Genomic DNA, 10,961 nt, shown 5'->3' on the forward strand with positions numbered 1-10,961 from the left:
CGGTCACGTCGTGCGGTCTCCGCTCTCCGGCGGTGAGAGTTCGCCCTGCCAACGGGCGACCGTCGCTGTGGCAAGGCCGTTGCCGATCACGTTGGTGGCGGTCCGGCCCATGTCGAGGATCTGGTCGATCCCGAGAATGAGCAGCACGCCCTCCGCCGGAAGGCCGAACATGGGCGATACCGCGGCAACAACCACCAGCGACGCCCTCGGCACCCCGGCAATGCCCTTCGATGCGACCATCATCACCAGAAGCATGATGACCTGTTGTTCAAGGGTCATGTCGATCCCGTAGGCTTGGGCAATGAACAGCGCGGCGAAGGTCTGGTACATCATCGAGCCGTCGAGATTGAAGGAATAGCCGAGCGGCAGGACAAAGCCGGTCACCCGCCCGCTCACCCCGAACGCCTCGAGCTGGCTCACTGTCTTGGGATAGGCCGCCTCGCTCGAGGCGGTCGAGAAGGCGACGAGCATTGGCTCCCGCAACAGCGACAGCAGGTGGAACACGCTCGCCCCCAGAAACAGCCAGCCCGCCCCGATCAGACAGGCCCAGAGCAGCAGCAGGCCGAGGTAGAACCCGCCGATGAACCGGCCATAGTCGATCAGCACGCCCAGCCCCTGCACCGTCACCACAGCCGCCATGGCAGCAAAAACGGCCAGCGGCGCAAGGCGCATGACATAGCCCGTGACCATGAACATCGCCGCGGCGACGGCATCGGCAAGCGCGATTATCGGCGCGGACCGCTCCCGCGGCAGCGCCCCCACGGCAAGACCGAAGAACACCGAGAACACGAGGATCTGGAGCACCTCGTTTTCCGACATCGCCGCCACGATGCTGTCGGGGAAGACGTGGGTGAAGAACTGCGCGAGGCTCAGCGTATTCGTTTCGACGCCCGCCGCGCCCGCCGGCATGGACAGGTTCAGGCCCGCCCCCGGACGCACGATATTCGCCATCACCAGGCCGATCAGCAGGGAAACGAGCGACGCCGTGACGAACCAGCCCATGGCCCGAAGCGCCAAACCTCCCACCGCCTTCGCATCACCAAGGCTCGCGATGCCCGACACGATGGTTGAAAGGACAAGCGGTGCGATGATCATCTTGATGAGCCGCAGGAAGATGGTCGTCACGATGCCGAACCGCCCCGCGATGCGTTCAGCAATTTCCGGGTCCGCCGCCTGCGCATGGCACCAGCCGCCGACGGCGACCCCCAGAACCAGAGCCGCCACGATCCAGAGCGCCAGGTGGCTCCTCCCGTCGGACTTTTGCCCTGCCCCAGCTGCCGCCCCTGAGGGCTTCGTCACTCCGGCCATGTGTTTCCCCCGCCGCGGGCTCCTCCACATAAGTATCGCGCGGGTGGCAAAGGCCAAGCTGGGGCGGCAGAAGCTCCCCGCACATGCGCCGCCCGGTATCGGAATTCTGGCTCAGATAGGCCGGATCCTCGGACACCGCCCCCCGTTCGACCGCCGACAGCCCGAAGCCGCCGACAGCCCGAGGCCCATAACTTCCCGTTGATCGCACTTCCTGAACAGGCCGCGTCCTGCGATCCTGCATCCAGACAACCGGCCGCCGAGCGTTCTCGGGGTAACGGAATGCCAGCCCTGGATGTGGAATGGTCGGCTGCCGTGCGGGCCGATCACGGGCAGCAGTCCGGAAGATGGCGACAGCACAGGAAAGGGGGAATCTGCACCGAAGGGTGCTGCTGTGGTTGCCACGCCTGCGGCTTCCCCTATCCTGCACTCATGGGTGCGCGGCCCGGAGCCTTCGCCCAGCAAAGCGCCTTGGCGGCAACGGAGAAGTGTCATGCGTTTGTCTATCGGCCTTCTCGCGGCGCTGGGTGTCCTGGCGGGCGCGTCCGTCCTGCCCGCACAGGATGTGGTGCCGGAACGGCGTGTAGCGCTCACCAGCGGGCAGGATATTCCGGGCGGCGATATCCGTCAGATTTTCGGCACCACGCTCGACGCCTGCATCCGCGCCTGCCTGGCTGAGACGCGCTGCGTGGCCATGACCTTCAACGCGCGTTCAGGCGCCTGTTTCCCGAAGTCCGTCGCGGGCACGGCCTCCCCCTACTCCGGCGCGATCTCAGGCCCGGTCATCGCCCTTTCCGGCGCCGAGCGAAACCGGGGCGCTGCGCGGACGACGGAGCTTGCGGCATTCCTCACACCGGATGATCTGACCCAGGCACGGTCGCTCGCCGCCGCTTTCGCCGCCCGCCACCCGGCGGAGGGGCGCGCGCTCCCCACATTGCGGGAAGAGGCCGAGGCCGCGCGCGCTGCAGGTCAGTGGCAGGCGGCTGCCGACCTTGCCGCGCAGGGCATCACGCTCACCGACGACAGCGGGGACTGGACCCGCTACGCCCTGCTGACCCGCCGCGCCGCGCTTGTCCCGGAGGCGGAAGATCGCTGGGGTGGTTTGCAGGAGGCTCTCTCCGCTGCGATCAACGCCTACTTGCGGGCGGAAACCCCTTCCGCCCGCGCCGCATCGCTGACGGAACTCGCCGCGACGCTGGAGCCGATGGGCCGGGGACGTGACATGATCCCTGCGCTCAGGCTGGCGCAAACGCTGGACGCGCGCCCCGAAACCGCCGCGGCCCTAGACGAAGCCATCGGCAAATACGGCTTCCGCCTTACCGATACGCAGATCGACACGGCCACCGACCGGCCACGGATCTGCGCCGTCTTTTCCGAGCCGCTGGCGCCCGCCGGGGTGGATTATGCTCCCTTCGTGCGCCTGCCCGATCCCGCGCTGTCGGTGGAGGCTGCGGGCCAGCAGCTCTGCATCGGCGGCGTCCGGCATGGCGAGCGTTACACACTGACGTTCCGGCGGGGCCTGCCCTCCGCCCGGGGCGAAGTGCTCCGCGCCGATACGCCGCTCACCGCCTATGTACGCGACCGCAGCCCCGCCGCATGGTTTCCGGGCCGGGCCTATGTGCTGCCCCGGACGGGAGAGGTGGCGCTTCCGGTCACGACGGTCAATGCGGGCCGGCTCGACCTCGTCCTTTCCCGGGTCAGCGACAGGGCGCTCGTCCGCGCGATGCAGGAGCAGCTGTTTGCGACCCCGTTGCCCCCCTGGCGGATCGAGGATTTCGACGCGCAGCTTGCCCAGGAGATCTGGCGGGGCACGGCGGAGGTGCCCTCGCCCCTGAACCGGGAGATCACCACCCGCCTGCCGCTCGCCGCAGCGGGGCCGCTGGAACCGGGCGTCTACGTCCTTCGCGCGGCCGTTGCGGATGCCGGGGACAGTGACGCGTCCCGGCCGCAGCAATGGTTCGTCATAAGCGATATCGGTGTGACCACCATGACCGGCGCGGACGGGCTGACTGTCTTTGCACAGAGCCTCGGGACGGCGGAGCCGCTGGCCGGGGCGCAGGTCTCGCTCATCTCGCAGGGCAATGCGGTGCTCGCGGCAGCGGAGACGGATGACACGGGCCGCGCCGCCTTTGCCCTGCCCCTGCTGCGCGGAGCAGGCGCGGGGGCCCCGGCGCTTCTCACGCTCCGGCGCGGGGAGGATCTTTCGTTCCTGTCGCTGACGGAGCCGGAATTCGATCTGTCGGACAGGGGGGTCGCGGGGCGGGAAGCGCCGCCGCCGATCGACGTGTTCCTGACGACGGACAGGGGCGTCTACCGGCCCGGCGAGACGGTGAATGTCACCGCGCTCGCGCGGAACGACAGGGCGGCGGCGGAGACCGGTCTGCCGCTCACCCTCCGCCTGACGCGCCCCGACGGGGTCGAGTATATGCGGCAGACCGGCACAGATCAGGGCGCCGGAGGGCATGTCTGGGCGGCCCCTCTCGGCCCGGACGCCGCGCGCGGGCTGTGGCGGATCGACATTCTGGCCGAGGCGGATCGCCCGCTGACCAGCCGGACCTTCCTCGTCGAGGATTTCCTGCCCGAGCGGATCGACGTGGCACTGACGCTTGGCCAGGCTCCGCTCCGGCTTGGCGCGGTGGCGGAGGGGCGCGTGGCCGCACGCTATCTTTTCGGACCGCCCGCCCCCGATCTGGCGGTTGAGGGGGAGGTGCGGCTCCGGGCGGCAGCGTCGCTTGCCGATTGGCCAGGCTATCGCTTCGGCCTGCAGGATGACCCGTTCGCACCGCGGATGGCGCCGCTCCCCTCCGGTCTTCGCACCGGGCCGGACGGAACCCTGCCGCTCACCCTCACCCTGCCGCCGGTCGACTTGCCCCCTGCCCGGCCATTGGAGGCGGAGGTCGTCCTGCGCGTCGCGGAAGGCTCCGGGCGCCCGGTCGAGCGGCGGACGGTCGCGCCCGTCCTGCCCGGAACGCCGGTCATCGGCATCAGGCCCGCCACCGAAGGCCCAGTGCCCGAAGGCGGCGAGGCCCGGTACGATGTCATCGCGCTGGATCCCGCGCTCACCCGCGCAGCCCTGCCCGTCCGATGGACTCTGGAACGGGTGGAGACGCGCTACCAGTGGTTCAACCTCGACAGCGCATGGAACTGGCAGCCGGTGACCACGCGCGCCGAGGTGGCGCAGGGAGAGGCACAGATCCCCGCGGATGCCCCGCTCGTCCTTGCTCCCCGTGTGGACTGGGGCCATTACGAGCTGCGGGTGGAGGCGGCAGATGGCACGCCGGTAGGAACCTCCATCGGCTTCGACGCAGGCTGGTACGGCGCGACAGAGGGCAGCGGCACCCCCGACCGGCTGGAAGTCTCGCTGGATCGGGATGTCTACAATCCCGGCGAAACCGCGCATTTCCGCATCTCCTCCCGCGAAGGCGGGCAGGCGCTGGTGACCGTGCTGGCCAACCGGGTGATCGCGAGCCGGGTCGTCACCGTGCCTGCGGGCGGTGCTGTGGTCGATCTCGCCGTGACGGAGGACTGGGGCACCGGCGCCTATGTGACGGCCTCGCTCCTCCGCCCGCTGGACCGGGCGGCGGGACACAATCCGGCCCGTGCAATGGGGCTGGCCCATGCCGCCATCGCACCGGGAGAGAAGCGGATCCTCGCGCGCTTCGACATGCCCGCCAGCGCCGACCCCCGTGGCCCGATGGAGGCGGTTCTGCGGGTGGATGGCGCGGCGCCCGGCACCTACGCCACCATTGCCGCGGTCGATCTTGGCATCCTGAACCTTACCGGGTTCACACCCCCCGATCCGGAGGGGCACTACTTCGGGCAGCAGCGGCTGGGCGTCGGGATCCGCGATATCTACGGCCGCCTGATAGACGGGTTGAGCGGCGCGCTTGGCACCATACGGTCGGGCGGCGATGCGGGCGCACAGGCGCGCCTGCAGGGAGAGCCGCCCGCTGCTGCGCCGGTTTCTTTCTTCTCCGGCCCGCTCCCGGTTGAGGATGGCGTCGTGCGGACCGGCTTCGATCTGCCCGCGTTCAACGGCACGGTGCGGCTCATGGCGGTGATCTGGTCGGAGAGCGGTGTCGGGCAGGCTACGGCAGATGTCACTGTGCGTGACCCCGTTGTGGTGGAAGCCAGCGCCGCGCGCGTGCTGGCCCCGGGAGATGAGAGCCGGCTGCTTCTCCGCTTCACCCATGCGGCGGGGGCGGCGGGACACATGCCTCTCAGCGTCACGGCCAGCGGGCTGACGCTCTCTTCCCTGGTACCGGAAGGGATCGAACTGGCCGAAGGCGGCACGGCCGAGGTGACGCTGCCCTTCTCCGCCTCAGAGCAGGGCTGGGCACGGATCAACGTGGCCCTCACGACCCCGGACGGCCGTACTCTCTCGCAGGAGGTGGCGATCCCCGTCCGCCGCAACGACCCGCCGGTCAGCGAGACGCGCCGCATCGCCCTCGATCCGGGCCAGACGCTCCGCTTCGACCGCGATGTCTTTGCCAATTACGTTCCCGGTACGGGAAGCGCCACTCTCGCGGCGGGACCGCAGGCCCGGCTCGATGTGCCGGGGTTGCTGAAGCTTCTGGCCGATTATCCTTATGCCTGCACGGAGCAGACGGCCTCCCGCCTGCTGCCGCTGCTTTACTTCACCGAGACGCTCTCGCAGATGGGACTGCCACCTGCCGAGGATGCGGCCCGGCAGGCCGTTGCCCGGATCCTCGCGAACCAGTCGGCCAACGGCTCTTTCGGTCTGTGGCAGGCCGGATCGGGGGATCTCTGGCTCGATGCTTATGCGACCGATGTCTTGCTCCGCACGAAGGAGCAGGGCGGCGCCGTACCGGAACGCGCGTTGACCAGCGCGCTCGACAACCTGCGCAACCAGCTTTCCTTTGCACCCGATTTCGATGCGCGGGGCGGGCCATGGGCCTATGCGATGCTCGTTCTGACCCGCGCCGGCCGGGCGCCGGTGGATGACCTGCGCTATTATGCTGATGTAAAAGCAGCGGCCTTCGACACGCCGCTTGCGGCAGCGCAGCTTGGCGCGGCATTGGCCACCACCGGCGACCAGTCCCGCGCGGACCGCCTCTTCGCTCAGGCGGGCGAGATGGCGCTGGAGCGGCTTGGCGCCCCTGGCAACCGTACCGGGCGGGATGACTATGGCTCGGACCGTCGCGACGCGGCGGGGATGGTCGCGCTTGCGGCCGAGGCCGGCAGCCGCGCAGCGCCGCTCGACCGGATCGTCGCAAGACTGGGAGAGGATGCGACCGGCACCGCCTCCACGCAGGAGGCGGCATGGACCTTGCTGGCCGCCCACGCGCTCTCGGCGGAGACCTCTGGCGACATCACCGTCAACGGCGCTCCTGTCGCCGGCAGCGCTGTTCAGGCGCTGTCCGACGATGAGGCAGCCACGCCCGTCACCGTCAGCAACAACGGCGGCACGGCGAGCCTGCTCACCCTCACCACCTTCGGCGTCCCCGCGGTGGCGGAGCCCGCGGGTGGCCAAGGTTATGCGATCACCCGCCGCTACACCACTCTCTCCGGAGAGCCGGTCAACGGCCCGCTTGCCCCCGGAACACGTCTGGTCGCAGTGATCGAGGTGACGCCGACCGAAACGGTGCCCGCGCGCCTCGTCATAGACGACCCCCTGCCCGGCGGGCTGGAGATCGACAACCCGAACCTCCTGCGCGCAGGCGATCTCTCACAGCTGGACTGGCTGCAACCGACGGAGACCGTCGCCCATGCAGAGTTCCGGGAGGACCGCTTCGTCGCGCAGGTCGACAGCGACGGGGTGGAGGTGCTGCGCCTTGCCTATATCCTTCGGGCCGTGACGCCGGGCCGCTATCATCATCCCGCCGCCAGCGTGGCCGACATGTACCGGCCCGACTACCGCGCCGTGACGGACAGCGGCACGATCGAGGTCGCCCCCTGATGAAACCGCTGGCCCGGCTGATCGTCGCCCTCGTGGTGACTGCGGGCCTTTCCGCTGGCGGGCGGGATGCGTTCGACGGCTGGATCGACGGGACGGAACTACCGCCACTGACCGTCGCCACAGGGGTGGAAGTCGTCGCGCGGGATGGCACGCTCCTGCGTCCCTACACGGTCGCAGACGGCATATGGCGGCTCTCCGCCAGCGCGGCAGAGGTGGATCCGGCCTATCTCGCGATGCTGCGCAGTTTCGAGGACAAACGGTTCGATCACCATTCTGGCGTGGACCTCCGTGCGCTGATCCGGGCGGGGACGGAGTCTCTCCGCGCGGGCCGCATCGTGTCCGGTGGCTCGACGCTCACCATGCAGGTCGCCCGACTTCTGGAGAACAGCGGCACGGGCGCATGGCCGGGCAAGTTCCGTCAGATGCGTGTCGCGCTCGCGCTGGAGCGGCGGTTGAGCAAGGCGGAGATCATGAGCCTCTACCTCGACCTCGCGCCGTTCGGGGGCAATATCGAGGGGGTGCGCGCGGCCTCGCTCACCTATTTCGGCAAGGAACCGCGCCGCCTGACCGCCGCGGAATCCGCGCTGCTGGTGGCGCTTCCGCAGGCGCCCACCCTCCGCCGCCCCGACCGCAACCCCGAAGCCGCCCGCACCGGACGGGACAATGTTCTCCGTCGGGCCGCTGCGGCCGGATTGCTCACGCCTGGCGCGTTGAGGGAGGCGCTCGCCGCGGCCGTTCCGTCGGTGCGGCTACCCTTCCCCGCCCATGCGCCCCATCTGGCTGACCGCATGGTCGCGGCGGCTCCCGGTATTTCCCCGCTGCGCCTGACCATCGACGCACCCCTACAGATCGCGATGGAGAGCCTTGCCGCCCGTGCCGTCGCACCGCGCGGCGACAGGGTATCCGCGGCTATCCTGATCGCCGATCATGGCACGGGCGAGATTCTCTCCTCCGTCGGAGCCGCCGCCTTTGGCGCGGAGGGGCGGCAGGGCTACATCGACATGACGCTCGCCGCCCGCTCCCCCGGCTCCACGCTCAAGCCGCTGATCTACGGGTTGGCCTTCGACGCAGGTCTGGCCCATCCCGAAACCCTGATGGAGGACCAGCCCACACGCTTCGGCAATTACGCCCCCCAGAACTTCGACCGGCAGTTTCACGGCACCGTTCGCGCGCGCGAGGCGTTGCAGATGTCGCTGAACATTCCCGCCGTCGCGCTGACAGAGGCGCTTGGCCCCGCCCGTCTCCTCGCCGCTCTGAAGCGCGCGGGGCTGGAACCGGACTTTGCCGGAACGGAGCCGGGTCTGGCGATCGCGCTTGGCGGGATCGGGCTTTCGCTGGAGGACATGGCGCAGCTCTATGCCGGGCTGGCCCGCGGCGGCACGGCGATCCGCCTTTCCGCCCTCCCCGGACAGGCAGGGACGCTGCAACCCGTGCTCAGCCCGCAGGCCGCATGGCAGGTGGGCGACATCCTTTCCGGCCTTGCGCCGCCGCCCGGCGCTCCCGCGAACCGGCTGGCCTACAAGACCGGCACCTCCTACGGGCATCGCGATGCCTGGGCCATCGGCTATGACGGGCGCACCGTGATCGCGGTCTGGATGGGCAGGCCGGATGGCACGCCTGTTCCCGGTGCCTTCGGGGGAGAGTTCGCGGCACCCGTGCTGTTTGAGGCCTTCTCTCTCATGAAATCGCAGTTGGACCCGCTCCCTCCGCCGCCGCCGGCGACGCTGCTGCTGCCGACCGCGGATCTGCCGCCGCCGCTTCAACGGTTTCGCCCGCCTCAGGCCGCGCGGCGTGAAGGGCCCGTCGTCGTCTTCCCGCCGGAAGGCGCCGTGGTGGAACCGCTGGACGGCCATGTCGCCGCACGGGTGGAACGCGGTCAGCCCCCGTTCACATGGCTCTGGGACGGCAGGCCGATCGTGAAGCAGCGGAGCGGGCGCGAGTTGCTGTTGCCGCTGGATGGCCCCGGAACGTTCCGGCTGTCGGTGATCGACGGTCAGGGGAGATCTGCGGCAGTGACGTTCAGCGTGCCGCGCTGAGGGTCACTCCACCGCGCGAATGAGCTTGCGTTCCAAAACCTGCAAAACCTGGCGCAGATCGTGGCCCCGCTTCAGGATCTGCCCGTCCATGCCGATCACGGCATACATGCCTTGCCGCCCCCGCAGGCGGGGCCGTTTCTCGATACGGTAGAGCGGATGCTCAGCCGTGCGTCGAAATACGGAAAACACCGCGACCTCGCGTAGGAAGGACAGCCCGTAATCGCGCCATTCACCCGCCGCCACCATGCGCCCGTAGAGCGACAGGATCGTGCCAAGCTCCATCCGGTCGAAACTCACCTGCTCCGGTATGAAGCTGGGCTGGCCGGTCGGAAAGGGAGGGATCTGCGCCGTCATTCTGGAAAGGTGTGTCGGAAACTGTCGCAAATCAAGCGCTGTCATGGACAGGCGTGAAAGAACGATGTCACCCCCCTGAGGGTCTGCGGCGACGGGGCCGGGGAAATCCCGCTCTTTGCGACCGCTTCGACCCGAGGACCGGGGTCTATCTCTACCCCCGGCATCGGGGAAGACCCTGCAAAAGCACGCTGCGCAGATCTGATGCTCCCGCTCTCACGCCCGATGGCGAGGGGAACTGCACCTCGCGGACGGGAAGCACTAGGTTCCAGACTCAATCAAGTCCACCAGATGATGACGGCTGCGATTGCGACGGCTGAAGCGAAGTTGATGGCCAGCTTGTCGTAGCGGGTCGCTATGCGTCGCCAGTCCTTCAGCCGACAGAAGGCACGCTCAATCAGATTTCTGTCGCGATACGCCTCGGCATCGTAGGGGATGGGGTTTTTTCGTGATCTTGTTGAGGGGATGACGGCTTCGGTTTTGTCCGCGGCCAAGCGGTCGCGCAGGCTATTGGCGTCATAGCCCTTGTCGGCCAGAAGGCGGGCGTGGGGCATTTATCTAGGAGCGCGGGGGCTTCGGAGATGTCGGCATGGTTTCCGGGGCTGAGCGTGAAGGCAACCGCGCGCCCGCAACCATCTGTCAGGGCATGGATTTTGGTGGTTGGACCCCCACGCGAGCGCCCGATGGCCTGAATTTTCGCCCCCCTTTTCCGCCGTGTGCCGAACGGTGGGCGCGCACGGCGGTGCTGTCGATACTGAGGTCGTCGGGCAGTTCCGCTTGCGCCGCAAGGGTGGCGAAGATGCGACCCCAGAGGCCCCGGCGGCTCCATCGGTTGAACCGGTTGTAGATCGTCGTAGCGGGGCCGTAGTCAGGCGGGCAATCCTCCCAGCGGCACCCAATCCGCAACACATGGATGATCCCGCTGATAACCCGGCGGTCATCCACCCGCCGCGCTCCCGGCTGGTTGGTCGGCAACAGCGGTGCAATTGCCTCCCACGCCCGGTCCGAAAGCCAAAATCCTGCCGACATCGCCCACCTCCCACGCATGACAGAGCGCATTGAATCAGGTGTTCATCACATAATCAACAGGCTAATTGAGTATAGACCCTAAGGGAGTGCGTCGAAGACGGCCTCTCAGCCTCGCCGGACTTCACCATGACACGCGGGTCGCGCTCCGCTGGCGCGTGGAGGGAGGCCATAATCCAAACATGCTGACGATCGCCCGTGAACGCGCTCCGCAGGCGGTTAGGATGAGGCCGGGAGGGCATCCCATAGCAGGATGACGGCGGCCTTCGTCGCCGACCGGCGGCAGGGAGACGGGCGGCTCACGCTGCCGGACGGCATGGTCT

At 68.7% G+C, this 10,961-nt stretch carries 4 protein-coding genes and 1 pseudogene; 2 read left to right on the forward strand and 3 right to left on the reverse strand.

Annotated elements, in window-relative coordinates; all coding sequences use genetic code 11:
* Positions 1–3: 3 nt before the first annotated feature.
* A complete protein-coding gene (locus tag CN97_RS17025; RefSeq protein ID WP_051911366.1) occupies positions 4–1,308 on the reverse strand; it encodes a dicarboxylate/amino acid:cation symporter in 1,305 nt (434 codons plus the stop codon).
* 490 nt (positions 1,309–1,798) lie between these two features.
* Between CN97_RS17025 and CN97_RS17030 the strand changes: the two genes are divergently transcribed.
* Together CN97_RS17030 and pbpC are read left to right on the forward strand one after the other, a co-directional pair.
* Positions 1,799–7,225 (forward strand): alpha-2-macroglobulin family protein, encoded by a 5,427-nt coding sequence (locus CN97_RS17030; RefSeq protein ID WP_051911368.1) that lies wholly within the window; start codon positions 1,799–1,801, stop codon positions 7,223–7,225.
* Positions 7,225–9,261: a penicillin-binding protein 1C gene (pbpC, locus tag CN97_RS17035; RefSeq protein WP_051911370.1), complete on the forward strand. Its 2,037-nt coding sequence runs from the start codon at positions 7,225–7,227 to the stop codon at positions 9,259–9,261. The genes CN97_RS17030 and pbpC overlap by 1 nt, the downstream gene beginning before the upstream one ends.
* Positions 9,262–9,264: 3 nt before the next feature.
* Here the strand turns inward: pbpC and CN97_RS17040 are convergent, their stop codons facing one another.
* Positions 9,265–9,615, reverse strand: coding sequence for a DUF2794 domain-containing protein (locus tag CN97_RS17040; RefSeq protein ID WP_035713953.1), 351 nt, complete (start codon positions 9,613–9,615; stop codon positions 9,265–9,267).
* 275 nt (positions 9,616–9,890) lie between these two features.
* Positions 9,891–10,641: pseudogene (locus CN97_RS20395) on the reverse strand (IS5 family transposase).
* Between the last annotated feature and the right edge of the window lie 320 nt (positions 10,642–10,961).

The organism is Haematobacter massiliensis (assembly GCF_000740795.1).
Taxonomy (GTDB): Bacteria; Pseudomonadota; Alphaproteobacteria; order Rhodobacterales; family Rhodobacteraceae; genus Haematobacter; species Haematobacter massiliensis.